The organism is Paraburkholderia sediminicola, from assembly GCF_046027825.1.
Taxonomy (GTDB): Bacteria; Pseudomonadota; Gammaproteobacteria; order Burkholderiales; family Burkholderiaceae; genus Paraburkholderia; species Paraburkholderia sediminicola_D.
The window spans coordinates 1-18,947 of sequence record NZ_JAQQDU010000015.1 but is presented as its reverse complement, the minus strand read 5'-3'; the positions used below and the strand labels follow the sequence as shown (position 1 = coordinate 18,947).

Annotated in this window: 12 protein-coding genes and 4 tRNA genes; all 16 read right to left on the bottom strand. The window is 59.4% G+C overall.

Translation table 11 applies throughout. The annotated features are described in order from the left end of the window. Positions 1-108 precede the first annotated feature (108 nt). A complete protein-coding gene (locus PQQ96_RS10655; protein WP_408291472.1) occupies positions 109-2,427 on the bottom strand; it encodes a patatin-like phospholipase family protein in 2,319 nt (772 codons plus the stop codon). A 4-nt stretch (positions 2,428-2,431) separates the two neighbouring features. After that, entirely contained in the window at positions 2,432-3,253 is an 822-nt protein-coding gene (locus PQQ96_RS10650) for an alpha/beta hydrolase (RefSeq protein ID WP_408291470.1), read from the bottom strand. A gap of 3 nt (positions 3,254-3,256) precedes the next feature. Further along, positions 3,257-4,549: an MASE1 domain-containing protein gene (locus tag PQQ96_RS10645; RefSeq protein WP_408291468.1), complete on the bottom strand. Its 1,293-nt coding sequence runs from the start codon at positions 4,547-4,549 to the stop codon at positions 3,257-3,259. Between the two features lie 359 nt (positions 4,550-4,908). Next, positions 4,909-9,147 (bottom strand): DNA-directed RNA polymerase subunit beta', encoded by a 4,239-nt coding sequence (rpoC, locus tag PQQ96_RS10640; RefSeq protein ID WP_074281986.1) that lies wholly within the window; start codon positions 9,145-9,147, stop codon positions 4,909-4,911. Between the two features lie 21 nt (positions 9,148-9,168). After that, on the bottom strand, positions 9,169-13,275 hold the full coding sequence (gene rpoB, locus PQQ96_RS10635; protein WP_054043374.1) for a DNA-directed RNA polymerase subunit beta: 4,107 nt from the start codon (positions 13,273-13,275) through the stop codon (positions 9,169-9,171). Positions 13,276-13,645: 370 nt separating this feature from the next. Then, positions 13,646-14,017: a 50S ribosomal protein L7/L12 gene (rplL, locus tag PQQ96_RS10630; RefSeq protein WP_105511078.1), complete on the bottom strand. Its 372-nt coding sequence runs from the start codon at positions 14,015-14,017 to the stop codon at positions 13,646-13,648. A gap of 63 nt (positions 14,018-14,080) precedes the next feature. After that, positions 14,081-14,584 (bottom strand): 50S ribosomal protein L10, encoded by a 504-nt coding sequence (rplJ, locus tag PQQ96_RS10625; protein ID WP_054043370.1) that lies wholly within the window; start codon positions 14,582-14,584, stop codon positions 14,081-14,083. Between the two features lie 302 nt (positions 14,585-14,886). Continuing rightward, positions 14,887-15,585, bottom strand: a complete 699-nt coding sequence (rplA, locus tag PQQ96_RS10620) for a 50S ribosomal protein L1 (protein WP_035554727.1) — start codon at positions 15,583-15,585, stop codon at positions 14,887-14,889. Next, on the bottom strand, positions 15,586-16,017 hold the full coding sequence (rplK, locus tag PQQ96_RS10615; protein ID WP_025496715.1) for a 50S ribosomal protein L11: 432 nt from the start codon (positions 16,015-16,017) through the stop codon (positions 15,586-15,588). Positions 16,018-16,182: 165 nt separating this feature from the next. Further along, entirely contained in the window at positions 16,183-16,740 is a 558-nt protein-coding gene (gene nusG, locus PQQ96_RS10610) for a transcription termination/antitermination protein NusG (protein WP_007180147.1), read from the bottom strand. Between the two features lies 1 nt (position 16,741). Continuing rightward, a complete protein-coding gene (gene secE / locus PQQ96_RS10605; RefSeq protein ID WP_169491093.1) occupies positions 16,742-17,122 on the bottom strand; it encodes a preprotein translocase subunit SecE in 381 nt (126 codons plus the stop codon). Between the two features lie 36 nt (positions 17,123-17,158). Next, positions 17,159-17,234, bottom strand: a tRNA-Trp gene (locus PQQ96_RS10600). Positions 17,235-17,299: 65 nt separating this feature from the next. Then, entirely contained in the window at positions 17,300-18,490 is a 1,191-nt protein-coding gene (gene tuf, locus PQQ96_RS10595) for an elongation factor Tu (protein ID WP_408291465.1), read from the bottom strand. A gap of 63 nt (positions 18,491-18,553) precedes the next feature. Continuing rightward, positions 18,554-18,628: transfer RNA gene (locus PQQ96_RS10590), tRNA-Thr, on the bottom strand. A 16-nt stretch (positions 18,629-18,644) separates the two neighbouring features. Next, positions 18,645-18,718: transfer RNA gene (locus PQQ96_RS10585), tRNA-Gly, on the bottom strand. Between the two features lie 41 nt (positions 18,719-18,759). Further along, positions 18,760-18,845 (bottom strand) — tRNA-Tyr (locus PQQ96_RS10580). Between the last annotated feature and the right edge of the window lie 102 nt (positions 18,846-18,947).

Sequence of the window (18,947 nt, the reverse complement as noted above, 5' to 3'; positions counted from 1 at the left end):
TGATACGCATGCGTGCGCAGGTTGGGCAGTCCAGGCAGCAGGATGCGATTGCTCGAAATCACGGCTGGCGCAGGCGAATTCGCCGGCACATCACAACAGGCCCCCGCGCTAGAACTGGTTCCCCAACTGGAAATACACGTTGCGCACGCCGCCCGGCGCTGCCGCAAAACCCAGATAAAGCGGACCAAACGATGTCGTCGCGCCAAGGAACACACTCGCGCTCGCTCGCCATGGAGCGCGTCCAAAAGCCGCGTCGCTATTCCATACGTTGCCCGCCTCGAGACTCGAACCGGCAAACAGGCCCTGAATCGGCGCGGAGTTAAACTGTTTCAATTGCGCAAGATACGTCAGCCGCCCGTACATGATGTATTTGCCGCTGAACTGGTCTTGCGCATACGCGGCCAGGTGCTGGAAGCCGCCGAGACTGAATGGGTAGACGTCGGCCCCCTTGTTGCCGAACTGCCCGCCTGCTTCGAACGCCGCGTTCAGGCTGTGACGGCCGACGCTTTGAGCCCAGAGCTCGCGTAAATGGGCCGTGTTGTAGTTACCGTCGGATTGATCAAGCGCCATTTCGGCGTACCCGTCGACGTAGTATCCGTGGCGCGGAAACAGCGCGTCGTCGAGTTGATCGACCTCGAATTCGACGCGCGCGACCGTTTGACTGTTCGAGAACGAAGGCACGCTAACGGCCGCAAGCACCGGGTCAGAACCATCGGGAGGAACCATGACGGCCAGAGGTGCCATCAGCGACGTGTACGACGTGCGCACCCGGGCCACACCCGCCCGTATTTCGCCGAGGTTTCCCAGCGGTACACCCGCATTCAAGCCAAGCCGAATTTCCTGCTGGCGGATTTTCATCACCGGCAGCGTGTCGCCCGACGTCTCGTCGGCGTAGACGTCCGCCTGATTCCTCTTGAACGATGCAAACGGCGCGAGATAAACACCATCGACCGAAAAAAGCGGCTGTCGCAATTCGGTGCGCAGCGCCAGATCGCGGCTGCCGAGAACTGCGTCGTTATACCAGGCAAGTCCACTTTGGGTAATCCACGGCATGCGATGGCCGATGCGCAGCGCAAACGCGCCGTCACCGTTGAAATTGCTGGACACGCCAAGACCGAACAGCAGGAAATTTGGTCCCCAGGTCTTCGAGTTCGCGATCACCTGGAGCACGCGATCGTCGGCCGGACCGGTCAAGGTATGTGCGACGCTTTCGAAATCACTTGCGCTGTTCAATGCTGCGAGGTCGTGGTCGATCGCGTCCGGATCGTAGACGTCGCCAGGTTTCGTGCGCAGCACCTGCCGTACCCTCGCCGCCGGAACACGGCCATTTGTCACGACCTCTACGCGGTCGATCCTCGTTCCTGCCGGCAAGAAGGCGTTCTCATTGCGGCCGGCGAGATACGCCGACCATGCTTGCGGAGCCAGCGACAGTGCGCTGATTTGCGCCTGCGCACTATTGACCGCCGCGGCGCCCGCCGCAATCCCGCGGCCGGCGTCCGCGAAGTCCGTGAATGCAAGCCCGGAGAGGTCGGGCTCTAGCAGAATATCCGACGCGCCGAGCGTGGCCTTCTGGTCCCGCACGTTCCGGCTGATCAACACCCCAATGACCTGTTGCGTGACGCTTGTCATCGACGTCAATTCATTTGCGCGTTTCAGCGGCGTACCGATATCGATCGCGATTACGATGTCCGCACCCATCTGCTTTGCGACATCCACCGGCAGATTGTCGACGATGCCGCCATCTACAAGAGTGCGCGGCTCCAGCATGACGGGCGTGAACAACCCAGGCACCGCCATGCTGGCGCGAATCGCCTGGGGCAGCGAACCTTTCCGTAGCACCACCGGGCCTCCCGTTTCGACGTCGGTGGCGACCGCTCTGAACGGCACAGGAAGATCGTCGAAGCTGACATCGCCCGGAAGCCGGCTAGTGTGCTGTTGCAGAAGCATGAGCAGCCGATTCCCCTGAATCAATCCGCTTGCCGAACGCACCCCGTCGCTACCGAAGCCAAGCGGCAGGCCGACCGGATAGACAAGATTGTCTTGACGGACCGCCTGCGGTTGGTCAGCGCGCGCTTCGCGATCGAACGCGACGTCGGTTAAGTTAGTGCTGGCCAGTGCTTTTTCGATCTCCGCGGCCGACATTCCACTCGCGTACAAACCACCAATCACCGCACCCATGCTCGTGCCCGCGATACAGTCGATTGGCACGCGCAGCGCCTCGAGTTGCTTCAACACGCCGATATGCGCGTAGCCCCGCGCGCCGCCGCCGGACAGTGCAAGGCAGATTCGCGGACGCGCGCCGGCAGGGAGGAGTGCTGTTTGATTCGTTGACGGGGAAACCGTGTTCGCCTGTTCCCCGGCGAACGCATGCCCGATCAGAGCGCACGTTGCGATGAGCAACGCCGCGCGAAAAAGCCGTCGCCGCATGTTGCTACTCGCTCACCAGTTCGGGCAAGCACGGCTCGACTATCGCGGAAGCAGCCGGCGCCAGCGGTGCAACGCCGAGGAAATCGACCACACTGACGGCAGCCTGTTCCCGATCGTTATCGACACAGATCATGTGATAACTATTTTCCAGCACGACGACGCGTGCATCCGACACTGTTCGCGCAATGAATTCCGCCGACTTCAGGCTCGTCAGGTCATCTTCTCTGGCGTGCACCACGAGGGTGGGACAAATGATCTGCTCTGCGTCGCGAATGACCTGACGGCGCAAGCGGTCCACTTCGCGGAGACACGCGAGCGGCACCCACCGATAGTGGAAGTTGTCGCCGCGCTCGAACTTCGCTTTGACGATGTTGCGTACGAGCGAATTCTTGATGCCGTAGGGTTCGCCCTCTTCGATCTTCATCCTCGCGGGAACGAGCGGCACATAGTAGAGAACGTGACGCAAGGCCCGGTACCAGGGGGTGCTCCACCCGTCGATGTAGATCGGTGAAGCAAGCGTGATCAAACGGCCCTTGCAGTGCCGCTCACGCGCACAAAGCGCAGCCGCGAGCAGCGCCCCCATGCACATTCCGACTACGTGAACCGTGTCGTACCGATAAATCAGTTCCCGGTACTTCAGGGTGACCGCTTCGATCCATGCTTCAGCGCGCAACGGCACCAACGCCTCCGGCGTTGTGCCGTGCCCCGGCAGCGTCAGCGAATGCGTCTCGATGCCGCATCGCTTCAGACGCCTGTGCATGGATCCGAGATCGAACTGCGTGCCGCCCAACCCATGAATCAGAAGAGCGCCGATGCGAGATGACATGCCTTACCTCGCCGCAGCGGACTGGTGTTGCCACGCACCGGCCACGAATGCAACGCGCCCGTTGCCGTCGGAAAGTGACGACCCGACATCAACCAACTGGATCCAGTCGTCATCACGAAGCGCGCCAAGCCGGAAGGGAATCTGCACCGGCGCACCGGGCATCAGAACGGCCGGCTCGCTCCAGCGAGCGCGCAGTCTCTCGCGGTCAAGCGGGTGTACGCGTGCGAGAACGCAATCGACTGAAGAGAGTGAATCGGCCGGGTAACCGATCGATCCCTCGACGTCGCCCCGCCATTGAACCAGGCCGGTGTGCGGCTCAACCGCGTAGGTGATAAGCGCACTGCCCGCCAGCGCCAACTCGAGATCCGTGCGCCACCGATCAGCTTCGGCATAGGCCTTGGCTTCCGCGTCATTCAGCGCGTGCACGATCAATACGAGCATGGCGGTCACGCCAACGTATAGCTGTGCCTGAAGGAACGATAACGCGGGTGTGGCAGTTTGCGACGCGAATGGTCCGTCACCATGAGCGGTGTGGCCGAGGCAGATCAGCGTCAGCACGAGAACGGCGAGCGTGCCGCCTCGCGCGCCGCCGATGATGGCGACAATGACAACGCAAAACATCGGCAAGTACAGCGGACAGGTCGCCCCGCCAATGCCGAACCACTGCGCCGTGGCGCTATCAAAGAGCCACCACGTCAACACGCCCATCGTGATGAACGCGACACACCCGACCAGTTCGCGACGCCAGTTGCGGCGCGCGGAACGCTTTGGCCGGAACTGCCCCCAAACCGCCAGCAGCGGCGTGCTGATGCACACACCAACAAAAATCGCTGCGCACCATTGGAGCATCGGTTGAACGAACGGCGTGCCCTTGGTCAGCGCGAAGTAAAGCGCGCCGCCGCCGCCGAGAAGCATCGCGCTAATCAACGCTGCGACCACCACCGCACGCAACAGATGGAGGCCCTCGAGCGGCACATGCATCCATCGCACAACGGCGGATGCAATCAGCGGTGCGACGCCGGCCAAAACCCCCAACGCCAGCGATGATGGAATATCACGCCCGCCAAAATGCGACAGGACGGCTTGAACGAGTGCGAAGGCAGCCGCCAGTGGAACGCCAGAACCCGTGCGCGACAACAGCATCGCCGCGAGGCTCACGCCGGCGGGCAACCATACGTACGGACCGAGTGCCGCCGTCGGCACATTGAACTGGCCCGACAGGACACCTGTCGCGAGATAGAGGCAAACCCACAACGCCGCGTCGGATAACGGCAACTTACGGACAGCAGCATTCATTCAATCACCAGGCGAGGCCGATGCGACGCGTGGGAAGCGTGGGCATCGTGCGGATTAGCGTGATGTCGACGCGATGGTTTGGCTTGCTGATGCCACACCGCGACGACGCCTCCGCATGCTAGGCAAGGTGATTGTTATCAAATATAAGAGGATTCCTAGTTATTGCTTAGCGACTAAGAATGGCGGGAGAGAAAATGGAGGATTGCGCGTGAAGCGAGTGCCGTAGCGGCAGCGACAAGCCGGGACAAAACGTCACGCGTCAAAGCGACCTGGCATTGTCGAAGGTCAAAAAAAAGCCGCCCGGTCGAAACCGGGCGGCTTTGTCAGCATTCAGAGAAAGCGGCTTGCGCCGCCTGCACTTACTCGCCTGAGTGCTGCTGTTCGGCGGCCGGGGTTTCCGGCGTACCGAATTCGAACGACTCTTCCGCTGCGATCTGATCGAAACGCTCGCGGTCGGACAGTTCCTTGCTCTTGCGTGCCTTGTGGAACGCGAGACCCGTACCAGCCGGAATCAGACGACCAACGATCACGTTTTCCTTCAGCCCGCGCAGATCGTCGCGCTTGCCCATGATCGCCGCTTCGGTCAGCACGCGAGTCGTTTCCTGGAAAGACGCCGCGGAGATGAACGAATCGGTCGACAGCGATGCCTTCGTGATGCCGAGCAGCACGTTGTCGTAGGTTGCCGGGATCTTGTCTTCCGCAGCCATCCGGTCGTTCTCGTCGAGCATATCCGAGCGCTCGACTTGTTCGCCCATGATGAAGCGCGTGTCACCGTTATCAACGATCTGCACGCGGCGCAGCATCTGACGGACGATCACTTCAATGTGCTTGTCATTGATCTTCACGCCCTGCAGACGATACACGTCCTGCACTTCGTCCACGATGTAGCGCGCCAGCGCTTCGACGCCCTGCAAACGCAGAATGTCGTGCGGATCAGCCGGACCGTCGACAATCATTTCGCCCTTGTTGACGACCTGACCATCGTGCACCAGAACCTGCTTTTCCTTCGCGATCAGGAACTCGTGCTGATTGCCTTCGAGGTCCGTGATAACGAGACGCTGCTTGCCCTTCGTGTCCTTACCGAACGACGTCGTGCCCGTGACTTCCGCCAGAATGCCGGCGTCCTTCGGCGAGCGCGCTTCGAACAGTTCGGCCACACGCGGCAGACCACCGGTAATGTCACGCGTCTTCTGCGATTCAACCGGGATACGTGCCAGCACTTCACCGACCTGCACTTGCTGACCGTCCTTCACGGTGATCAGAGCGCCAACCTGGAAGCCGATCTGCACCGAGTGCTCGGTGTTCGGGATCTTGACTTCTTCGCCGTTCGCGTCGAGCAGCTTGACCTGCGGACGCACCGTCTTCGACGCTTGCGAACCGCGGCGCTTCACGTCGATCACGACCAGCGTCGAGAGACCCGTCACATCGTCGATCTGCTTGGCAACCGTCACGCCTTCTTCGACGTTTTCGAACTTCACCGTACCACCGTACTCGGTGATGATCGGACGCGTCATCGGATCCCACGTCGCCAGTTGCGTGCCGGCCTTGATCTGCGCACCGTCCAGTTGCAACAGCGTCGCGCCGTACGGCACCTTGTGACGTTCACGCTCGCGGCCGTGGTCGTCGGTGATCATGGCTTCGCCCGAACGCGAGATGACGATCTGCTCGCCCTTCGCATTGGTGACGTAACGCATGGTCGCCGTGAAACGCACCGTACCGTTCGACTTGGCTTCAACCGACGAAGCCACTGCTGCACGCGATGCCGCACCACCGATGTGGAACGTACGCATCGTGAGCTGCGTGCCCGGTTCACCGATCGACTGAGCAGCGATCACGCCGACTGCTTCGCCGACGTTAACCGACGAGCCACGACCCAGGTCGCGGCCATAGCAGGCTGCGCACAGACCGTAACGCGTTTCGCAAGTCAGCGGCGTACGCACGCGCACTTCGTCGATGCCGAGGCGTTCGATTTCTTCGACCGCGTCTTCGTCGAGCAACGTGCCCGTTTCGTACAGCGTTTCCTGCGATTCCGGATTGACGACGTCCGCCACCGTCACGCGACCGAGGATACGGTCACGCAGCGCTTCGACGACTTCACCGCCTTCGACCAACGCCTTCATGGCGACGCCGTTGGACGTACCGCAATCGTCCTCGACCACCACCAGATCCTGCGTCACGTCGACGAGACGACGCGTCAGGTAACCCGAGTTTGCCGTCTTCAGTGCCGTATCAGCCAGACCCTTACGTGCACCGTGGGTCGAGATGAAGTACTGCAACACGTTCAGGCCTTCACGGAAGTTCGCCGTAATCGGCGTCTCAATGATCGAGCCGTCCGGCTTCGCCATCAGGCCACGCATACCGGCCAGCTGACGAATCTGAACTGCGGAACCACGAGCACCCGAGTCCGCCATCATGTAGATGGAGTTGAACGATTCCTGACGCGTTTCGTTGCCGTCGCGATCGACCACCGGTTCCGTCGACAGCTGTTCCATCATCGCCTTGCCGACCGCTTCCGACGTTGCCGACCAGATGTCGACCACGTTGTTGTAGCGTTCTTGCGACGTGACGAGACCCGACATGTACTGACGGTCGTATTCCTTCACCTTCTTGGCTGCATCGCCGACGATCTGTTCTTTCTGCGGCGGCACGAGCATGTCGTCGACGCAGATCGAGATACCGGCGCGCGTTGCCAGACGGAAACCCGACTGCATCAACTGATCGGCGAAAATCACCGTTTCACGCAGACCGCACTTGCGGAATGCGGTGTTGATCAGACGCGAGATTTCCTTCTTCTTCAGCGGCTTGTTCAGCACCGAGAACGGCAGGCCCGGCGGCAGAATTTCCGACAGGATCGAACGGCCGACGGTCGTCGCGTACAGCGTGATCTTCGGCACGAATGCCGGCGCACCTTCCGACTTGTCTTCGTTGTGGACCATTTCCGTGATCCGCACGTTGACGCGCGAGGCCAGCTCGACTTCCTTGTTCTCGTAAGCACGCAGTGCTTCCGACACGCCGGTGAACGTCAGGCCTTCGCCCTTGGCGTTCACTGCTTCACGCGTCGCGTAGTACAGGCCGAGCACGATATCCTGCGACGGCACGATCGACGGATCGCCGTTGGCCGGGAACAGGATGTTGTTCGACGCCAGCATCAGCGTACGCGCTTCCATCTGCGCTTCAAGCGACAGCGGCACGTGCACAGCCATCTGGTCACCGTCGAAGTCGGCGTTGAACGCCGCGCAAACGAGCGGGTGCAGCTGGATAGCCTTACCTTCGATCAGCACCGGCTCGAAAGCCTGAATGCCAAGACGGTGCAGCGTCGGCGCACGGTTCAGCATGACCGGATGTTCGCGGATCACCTCTTCCAGGATGTCCCACACCACCGGCGTCTGGTTCTCGACTTCCTTCTTCGCAGCCTTGATGGTGGTAGCGACACCCATCACTTCGAGCTTGTTGAAGATGAACGGCTTGAACAGTTCGAGCGCCATCAGCTTCGGCAGACCGCACTGATGCAGCTTGAGCGTCGGGCCGACCACGATCACCGAACGGCCCGAATAGTCAACGCGCTTACCGAGCAAGTTCTGACGGAAACGACCGCCCTTACCCTTGATCATGTCAGCGAGCGACTTCAGCGGACGCTTGTTCGCGCCGGTCATTGCCTTGCCGCGACGACCGTTGTCGAGCAGCGAATCGACGGCTTCCTGCAGCATCCGCTTTTCGTTGCGGACGATGATTTCAGGCGCCTTCAGTTCGAGCAGACGCTTCAACCGGTTGTTACGGTTGATCACGCGGCGATACAGGTCGTTCAGGTCCGACGTCGCGAAGCGGCCGCCGTCCAGCGGCACCAGCGGACGCAGTTCCGGCGGCAGCACCGGCAGCACTTCGAGCACCATCCAGTCAGGCTTGATGCCCGAACGCTGGAAAGCCTCGAGCACCTTCAGGCGCTTCGCGTACTTCTTGATCTTCGCTTCCGAACCCGTGTTCTTGAGTTCGGTGCGCAGCATCTCGACCTGTTCGTCGATGTTGATCGCGCGCAGCAGTTCGCGAACGCCTTCCGCGCCCATCTCGGCACGGAATTCGTCACCGTACTCTTCGACCTTGTTGTAGTAATCCTCTTCCGTCATGATCTGCCGCGCTTTCAGCGGCGTCATGCCCGGATCGATCACCACATATGCTTCGAAGTACAGCACGCGTTCGATGTCGCGCAGCGTCATGTCGAGCACCATGCCCAGACGCGACGGCAGCGACTTCAGGAACCAGATGTGAGCGACCGGCGAGGCCAGCTCAATGTGGCCCATCCGTTCGCGACGCACCTTGGCGAGCGTCACTTCGACGCCGCACTTTTCACAGATCACGCCACGATGCTTCAGGCGCTTGTACTTACCGCAAAGACATTCGTAGTCTTTGATCGGCCCGAAGATCTTCGCGCAGAACAAACCATCGCGTTCCGGCTTGAACGTCCGGTAGTTGATGGTTTCCGGCTTCTTCACTTCACCGAACGACCACGAACGGATCTTGTCTGGCGAGGCCAGACCGATCTTGATCGCGTCAAAAACTTCAGGCTGTTGGACTTGCTTGAATAGATCGAGCAGAGCTTTCATTGCTTTCTCTCCGTAGTCCGATTAGTTGCGGTCGAGGTCGATATCGATACCGAGCGAGCGGATTTCCTTCACCAACACGTTGAAGGATTCCGGCATGCCAGCGTCGATCACGTGATCACCCTTGACCAGGTTCTCATACACCTTGGTCCGGCCCGCCACGTCATCCGACTTCACCGTAAGCATTTCTTGCAACACGTACGATGCGCCGTACGCTTCGAGCGCCCACACTTCCATTTCACCGAAACGCTGGCCACCGAACTGCGCCTTACCGCCCAACGGCTGCTGCGTCACGAGCGAGTACGGGCCCGTGGAACGCGCGTGCATCTTGTCGTCGACCAAGTGGTGCAGTTTCAGGTAGTGCATGTAACCGACAGTCACCGTACGTTCGAACATCTCACCCGTGCGGCCGTCATACAGACGCACCTGGTTCTTCGACGGCGTCATGCCGAGGTTCTTCGCGATGTCGTCCGGGAATGCCAGATCCAGCGCGCGCGACATTTCTTCTTCCGTCGCACCGTCGAACACCGGCGTAGCGAACGGAACGCCTTCGCGCAGGTTCTTCGCCAGTTCGACAATTTCGTCGTCCGTGAAGCTGTCCAGCTCTTCAGCGCGGCCCGACTCGTTGTAGATCTTGGTCAGGAATTCGCGCAGTTCAGCGATCTTCGCCTGACGTTGCAGCATTTCTGCAATACGCCAGCCGAGACCCTTCGCGGCCCAACCCAGATGCACTTCGAGAACCTGACCCACGTTCATCCGCGACGGCACGCCGAGCGGGTTCAAAACGACGTCAGCCGGACGGCCATCGGCCATGTACGGCATGTCTTCGATCGGAACGATCTTCGACACCACACCCTTGTTACCGTGACGGCCGGCCATCTTGTCGCCAGGCTGCAGGCGACGCTTCACAGCCAGATACACCTTGACCATCTTCAACACGCCCGGCGGCAGTTCGTCGCCTTGCGTGAGCTTCTTACGCTTTTCTTCGAACGCCAGATCGAACTGGTGACGCTTCTGTTCGATCGAGTCCTTGATCGCTTCGAGCTGTGCCGCTGCTTCTTCGTCCGCGAGGCGGATGTCGAACCAGTGGTAGTGGTCCAGATCTTCCAGGTAAGCCTGTTCAATCTTGGTACCCTTCGCGAGCTTCTTCGGACCGCCGTTCGCGACCTTGCCGGTCAGCATACGTGCGAGACGCTGGAATGCATCGCCTTCCACGATACGCAGCTGGTCGTTCAGGTCGAGGCGATAACGCTTCAGTTCATCGTCGATGATCTGTTGCGCACGCTTGTCGCGCTGAATGCCTTCACGCGTGAACACTTGAACGTCGATGACCGTACCGCTCATGCCCGACGGCACGCGCAGCGACGTGTCCTTCACGTCCGAAGCCTTTTCACCGAAGATCGCGCGCAGCAGCTTTTCTTCCGGCGTCAGCTGGGTTTCGCCCTTCGGCGTGACCTTACCGACCAGCACGTCGCCTGCTTCGACTTCTGCGCCGATGTAGACGATGCCCGACTCGTCGAGACGGCCGAGTTGCACTTCAGCCAGGTTCGAGATGTCGCGCGTGATTTCTTCCGGTCCGAGCTTCGTATCGCGAGCTACGACGTTCAGTTCTTCGATGTGGATCGACGTGTAACGATCGTCAGCAACCACCTTCTCCGAGATCAAGATCGAATCTTCGAAGTTGTAGCCGTTCCACGGCATGAACGCGACCAGCATGTTCTGGCCGAGAGCCAGTTCGCCGAGGTCGGTCGATGCACCGTCAGCCAGCACGTCGCCACGCGACACGATATCGCCGACCTTCACGATCGGGCGCTGGTTGATGTTCGTGTTCTGGTTCGAACGCGTGTACTTGATCAGGTTGTAGATGTCCACGCCGACGTCGCCAGCAACGGCTTCATCGTCGTTCACGCGGATCACCATACGGCCTGCGTCGACGTAATCGACCACACCACCGCGGAATGCCTGAACCGTCGTACCCGAGTCGACTGCCACCGTGCGTTCGATACCCGTACCGACAACGGCCTTTTCAGGACGCAGACACGGCACAGCCTGACGCTGCATGTTCGAACCCATCAATGCGCGGTTCGCGTCATCGTGCTCGAGGAACGGAATCAGCGATGCTGCCACCGACACGATCTGCGACGGCGCCACGTCCATGTACTGGATGCGGTCCGGCGTCACCATCAGCGTTTCGCCTGCTTCACGCGACGACACCAGTTCGTCGGTCAGCGAGCCGTCAGCAGCTACCGCCGCGTTCGCCTGAGCGATCACGTAACGGCCTTCTTCGATCGCCGACAGATAGTCGATCTGATCGGTCACCTTGCTGTCCACCACCTTGCGATACGGCGTTTCGAGGAAGCCGTATTCGTTCAGGTGCGCATACAGTGCGAGCGAGTTGATCAGGCCGATGTTCGGACCTTCCGGCGTTTCAATCGGGCACACACGGCCATAGTGGGTCGGGTGCACGTCGCGGACTTCAAAGCCAGCGCGCTCACGCGTCAAACCGCCCGGGCCAAGTGCCGAAACACGGCGCTTGTGGGTGATTTCCGAGAGCGGGTTGGTCTGGTCCATAAACTGCGACAGCTGCGACGAACCGAAGAACTCGCGAATTGCCGACGAAATCGGCTTCGAGTTGATCAGGTCGTGCGGCATCAGGTTTTCGCTTTCGGCCTGGCCGAGACGCTCCTTCACAGCACGTTCGACACGCACGAGACCTGCGCGGAACTGGTTTTCCGCCAGTTCGCCGACGCAACGCACACGACGATTGCCCAAGTGGTCGATGTCGTCCACTTCGCCCTTGCCGTTACGCAGTTCGACCAGGATCTTGATCGTTGCGAGAATGTCGTCGTCTTGCAGCGTCATCGGACCGACGATTTCGTCGCGGCCGACACGGCGATTGAACTTCATACGACCCACCTTGGACAGGTCGTATGCGTCTTCGCTGTAGAACAGACGGTTGAACAGCGCCTCGACCGCTTCTTCGGTCGGCGGTTCGCCCGGACGCATCATGCGGTAGATCGCGATGCGAGCGGCCATCTTGTCCGCGGTTTCGTCGATACGCAGCGTCGACGAGATGTACGGGCCTTGATCCAGATCGTTCGTGTAGAGCGTCTGGATGTCTTTGATCTTCGATTCGCGGAGCTTTTCGAGGACGGTTTCGGTGATTTCGTCGTTCGCGTTAGCGATGACTTCACCGGTGTCGCCGTCGACAACGTTCTTCGCGAGCACGCGGCCGAGCAGATAGTCTTCCGGCACCGAGATGAACTTCGTCTTCGCGTTGTCGAGATCGCGAATGTGCTTGGCGTTGATCCGCTTGTCCTTCTGGACGATCACGTTGCCATCACGATCCGTAATGTCGAAACGTGCGACTTCACCACGCAGACGCTCCGGCACGAATTCCATCTGCGCGCCTTCCGGCATCAGCGTGAAATTGTCGAACACGAAGAAGTTTGCGAGGATCTGTTCCGGCGTCAGGCCGATCGCCTTCAGCAGGATCGTGACCGGCATCTTGCGGCGGCGGTCGACGCGGAAGTACAGCACGTCCTTCGGATCGAATTCGAAGTCGAGCCACGAACCGCGGTAAGGAATGATACGTGCCGAGAACAGGAGCTTGCCCGAGCTGTGCGTCTTGCCCTTGTCGTGTTCGAAGAACACGCCCGGCGAACGGTGCAGCTGGGAAACGATCACACGTTCCGTGCCGTTGATGACGAACGAACCCGTCGGCGTCATGAGCGGAATTTCGCCCATGTACACTTCCTGTTCCTTCACTTCCTTGACGACCGGCTTGCTCGGCGATTCCTTGTCGAGCAGCACCAGGCGCACTTTCGCGCGCAGTGCCGAACAGTACGTCAAACCGCGCTGCTGACATTCCTTGATGTTGAATGCCGGCGGCGACAGCATGTAGCTGACGAACTCCAGACGTGCGAACCCGTTATGCGAAACAATCGGAAAAACGGATGTAAACGCAGCTTGCAGGCCTTCCGGCTTGCGTTGCGTGGACGACGTGTCTGCTTGCAGAAACGTGCTGAATGATTCAAGCTGGGTAGCCAGCAGGAAAGGTACTTGGTGAACGATGGGGCGCTTCGCAAAACTCTTGCGAATGCGCTTCTTCTCGGTGAAGGAATATTGCATACGATCTCCGAATCACGGCGGGCATTGTTGTCGAGGCAGGATACCTTGATGAGACAACCCGAGTGTTCACCGACTGAGACCCGATGGCCGTCCGATGGCTTGAACGAGCCTAGAAGCTTGGTGGTTGGCCGCTACCAACCGCTGGCTGACGGCAGCGGATGCCTGTGTTGCCCGCTACCCGACCAAACTTGCCTTCTGCAGTCGCTTCAGAAGACAAAGAGAAACGCCGGTCAATATTACCGATAGGCGGTTTTCTTTGGCTTCTGGGGCCCCTGTTTTTGCCGAAACCGGCTGGCAAAAACGTGGTCCCCAACAAGCACAAAAAGGCCGGCGGTGGAAAACCGCCAGCCTTCGCACAACGCGCTGAAACTTACTTGATTTCAGCCTTCGCGCCGGCTTCTTCCAGCTTCTTCTTGGCTTCTTCAGCAGCAGCCTTCGGTACCGATTCCTTAACAGGCTTCGGTGCGCCGTCGACCAGGTCCTTCGCTTCCTTCAGGCCGAGACCCGTCAGTTCACGAACAGCCTTAATGACCGAAACCTTGTTCGCGCCGACTTCCGTCAGGTTGACCGTGAATTCGGTTTGCTCTTCAGCGACAGCTGCAGCTGCGCCTGCCGGGCCTGCCACTGCAACAGCAGCTGCCGACACGCCAAACTTTTCTTCGAACGCCTTAACCAGCTCGTTCAGTTCCAGAACCGACATCGAGCTTACTGCCTCGAGGATGTCTTCTTTTGCGATTGCCATTTGAAATACTCCTAAATTGAATTCGGATACAGCCAGCGATCAATCACGCTCGACTGAAGTGCGTTACGCAGCAGCTTCTTCGCCTTGTTTCTTTTCTGCCAGCGCGGCCAGAGCGCGCGCAAAGCCGGAAACAGGTGCTTGCATAACGTACAACAGCTTGGAGAGCAGTTCTTCGCGGCTCGGGATGTTTGCCAGCGCTTGCACGCCAGCCTTGTCCATCACCTTGCCTTCGTAGGAACCAGCCTTGATGATCAACTTGTCATTGCTCTTGCCGAAGTCGTTGACGACCTTAGCAGCAGCAATGGCATCTTCCGAGATGCCGTAGATCAGGGGACCGGTCATCTGCTCTGCCAAGGAAGCAAACGGGGTACCTTCGACAGCGCGACGCGCCAGCGTGTTTTTCAACACGCGAAGGTAAACCTGTTGCTCACGCGCTTTCGCGCGCAGCTTGGTCAGATCGCCAACCGTGATCCCACGATACTCAGCCAGAACCACGGTCTGGGCTTTCGCGACTTGCGCGGCAACCTCAGCGACGACGGCCTGCTTGCTTTCTTTATTGAGTGGCACGGTTAACCTCCAGATTCGATACACGCAGCGTGCGCCTTGTGTACCGCGTTCAATAACGGCGTCCGACCAGTCAGGAGTATTTCGACCGCCCGACACCCACATTGCTGTAGACATCCAACGGCTTCATCACTACAAAACCTTTTCGGGTTCGCCATCTGCGTTGGCTTTACATTAAGGGTCCGCCTACCTGCTGCGTTCCCGCCAACGGTCTTTGACAACCGGTCGCTCGATGCAGACTGCCATCTTGCGACCGCCCAAAGCCCATAAAACCGCCTTGACTCACATCGAGGCGATGAAATTTATTACTGTGCTGCGATCGATGCCTGGTCGACGCGAACGCCAACACCCATCGTGCTCGACAGCGCAACCTTACGCAGGTACACACCCTTGCTCGTTGCCGGCTTCGCTTTTTGCAGCGCGTCGACCAGAGCGTTCAGGTTGCTACGCAGAGCGGTCGGCTCGAACGAAGCACGGCCAATCGTAGCGTGGATGATACCGGCCTTGTCGACACGGAATTGCACCTGACCAGCCTTGGCGTTCTTGACCGCAGTCGCGACGTCCGGCGTAACCGTGCCAACCTTCGGGTTCGGCATCAGGCCGCGCGGGCCGAGGATCTGACCGAGCGTACCGACAACGCGCATCGTGTCCGGCGAAGCGATCACGATGTCGAAGTCCAGCTTGCCGGCCTTGACTTGTTCAGCCAGGTCTTCCATACCGACGATTTCTGCGCCGGCTGCACGAGCTTGCTCAGCCTTTTCGCCTTGTGCGAACACGGCCACGCGAACCGACTTACCGGTACCTGCCGGCAGCACGACCGAACCGCGAACCACTTGGTCCGACTTCTTCGCGTCGATGCCGAGTTGCACTGCAACGTCGATCGACTCGTCGAACTTCGCGCTTGCGCATTCCTTCACGAGCGACAGCGCTTCGTCGATCGCGTACAGCTTTTGACGATCAACCTTGGCTGCAAATGCTTGCAGACGCTTTGAAAGCTTAGCCATTTACACGCCCTCCACGGTGATGCCCATCGAGCGGGCGCTACCAGCGATCGTACGAACCGCTGCGTCCAGATCAGCTGCCGTCAGATCGGGCATCTTGGTCTTGGCGATGTCTTCAGCTTGAGCGCGGGTGATCTTGCCGACCTTGTCGGTATGCGGCTTGGCCGAACCCTTGTCGATCTTCGCTGCCTTCTTGATCAGAACCGTAGCCGGCGGCGTCTTCAGAACGAACGTGAAGCTCTTGTCCGCGAACGCGGTGATCACGACCGGAATCGGCAGACCCGGTTCCATCGCTTGAGTCTGCGCGTTGAACGCCTTGCAGAACTCCATGATGTTCAGGCCGCGTTGGCCCAGTGCCGGACCGACCGGCGGCGACGGGTTGGCTTTACCTGCAGGAATCTGCAGCTTGATAAAGCCGATGATTTTCTTTGCCATTTTGAAAACCTCTTAGGAACGCCGCCGTGATACAGACGGACATTCAGTGAGTAGTAGCGCGCGTTCGCCGAAAAACAGACTACTTGCGCTCCTCAACGGCCATTACGCGGACCGTAAGCGCGAAATACGGAACGCACCGATTGGTGCGCCCCGTAGAATTCTGGATTACAACTTTTCGACCTGGCCGAATTCCAGCTCGACCGGCGTTGCGCGGCCGAAGATTGTAACGGAAACACGGACGCGCGACTTTTCGTAGTTCACTTCTTCGACGCTGCCGTTGAAATCCGTGAACGGACCGTCCTTCACCCGCACCATCTCGCCTACTTCAAACAGGGTCTTCGGACGCGGTTTTTCCACGCCTTCCTGCATCTGCGACATGATCTTCTCGACTTCCCGCGGGGAAATCGGGCTCGGACGATTACGCGCACCGCCTACGAAACCCGTCACCTTTGCCGTGTTCTTCACGAGGTGCCACGTTTCGTCCGTCATTTCCATTTCCACCAGGACATAGCCCGGGAAGAAACGACGTTCAGTCACCGATTTGTGACCGCCTTTCACCTCGACCACTTCTTCAGTCGGAACGAGGATTTGACCAAATTGGTCTTGCATGCCAGCACGTTCGATGCGCTCCTGAAGCGCACGTTGCACGCTCTTCTCCATGCCGGAGTAGGCGTGCACCACGTACCAACGTTTGCCGCTCGGGGATGCCGGAGTATCGCTCATATCATTTCCAACCCAGAATCACCGAGAAAATCGCCCATTCGATGGATTTGTCGCTAATCCAAAGAAAGACCGCCATGACAAACACGAAGCCGAACACTACGAGCGTTGTCTGGGTGGCCTCTTTACGAGTCGGCCAGACAACCTTACGAACTTCTTTGTACGAGTCTTTGGCGAAAGCGATGAAACCCTTGCCAGGCGCGGAGAGAAGACCGACTGCAACACCAGCGATAGCGCCAACAGCCAAGGCGGCTCCGCGGACGTACCATTCCTGGCCGCTGAGCCAGAAGAACCCCACGAACCCGGCCAAGACCAACAATACGCCCGCGACGAGCATCAGCTTGTCGCCGGATGTATTTACAGTTTCGACGGAAGGATTCGCCATAACACCTTAACGAAGCGCCATATACGGCGCGAGAGTTGGCAGGGGCAGAGGGAATCGAACCCCCAACCTTCGGTTTTGGAGACCGACGCTCTGCCAGTTGAGCTATACCCCTAAACCATTTTGGGGTTGACGACACCGCCAACCCCGAAACTACCGATCAACGAGAACTTTCTGGCGTTACTCGAGAATCTTGGCAACCACACCAGCGCCGACCGTACGGCCGCCTTCGCGGATTGCGAAGCGCAGACCTTCTTCCATCGCGATCGGGTTGATCAGCTTCACCGTGATCGACACGTTGTCGCCCGGCATGACCATTTCCTTGTCCTTCGGCAACTCGATCGAGCCCGTCACGTCCGTCGTACGGAAGTAGAACTGCGGACGATAGTTGTTGAAGAACGGCGTGTGGCGGCCGCCTTCGTCCTTGCTCAGCACGTACACTTCAGCCGTGAAGTGCGTGTGCGGGTTGATCGAACCCGGCTTCGCCAGAACCTGGCCACGCTCCACGTCTTCACGCTTCGTGCCGCGCAGCAGGATACCAACGTTGTCGCCTGCCTGACCCTGGTCGAGCAGCTTGCGGAACATTTCCACGCCCGTGCACGTCGTCTTCACCGTCGGCTTGATACCGACGATTTCGATTTCTTCGCCGACCTTCACCACGCCGCGCTCAACGCGACCCGTCACCACCGTGCCGCGACCCGAGATCGAGAACACGTCTTCCACCGGCATCAGGAACGCACCGTCAACTGCGCGCTCCGGCGTCGGGATGTACGTGTCCAGCGCGTCGGCCAGGTTCATGATCGCCACTTCGCCCAGCTCGCCCGTGTCGCCTTCCAGCGCCAGCTTGGCCGAACCCTTGATGATCGGCGTGTCGTCGCCCGGGAAGTCGTACTTCGACAGAAGTTCGCGAACTTCCATCTCGACGAGCTCCAGCAGCTCAGCGTCGTCCACCATGTCGCACTTGTTCAGGAACACGATGATGTACGGAACGCCAACCTGACGTGCCAGCAGGATGTGCTCACGCGTTTGCGGCATCGGGCCGTCTGCAGCCGAGCACACCAGGATCGCGCCGTCCATCTGCGCTGCGCCCGTGATCATGTTCTTCACATAGTCAGCGTGGCCCGGGCAGTCGACGTGTGCGTAGTGGCGGTTAGCCGTTTCGTACTCGACGTGTGCCGTGTTGATCGTGATACCACGTGCCTTTTCTTCCGGCGCCGCGTCGATCTGGTCGTATGCCCTTGCTTCGCCGCCAAACTTCTTGGTCAGCACCGTCGTGATCGCTGCCGTCAGCGTGGTCTTGCCGTGGTCAACGTGACCGATCGTGCCGACGTTCACGTGCGGCTTGGTCCGCTCAAACTTACCCTTGGCCATTTTCGACTCCTAAGAGGATTTATCCGTACGTTGCGCCGCGCGCAAACAATCACCGAGTACTTCTGGTGCCCATGGGCAGGATCGAACTGCCGACCTCTCCCTTACCAAGGGAGTGCTCTACCACTGAGCCACATGGGCGCTACTTCGTTGTTACTGGAGCGGGTGAAGGGAATCGAACCCTCGTCGTAAGCTTGGAAGGCTTCTGCTCTACCATTGAGCTACACCCGCAAGGATCCATGGATTCCCAACTACTGCTACAGCTTGCATTCTGGTGGAGGAGGTTGGATTCGAACCAACGTAGGCGTAAGCCAACAGATTTACAGTCTGCCCCCTTTAGCCACTCGGGCACCCCTCCGCAGAGAACTGATGATTATGAGGGAACAACCGCTTGTTGTCAAGGCTTGCTTGACCGTCCCAAACTCATAGCTCTCACTTATATAGTGATTTCAGCGCTTCC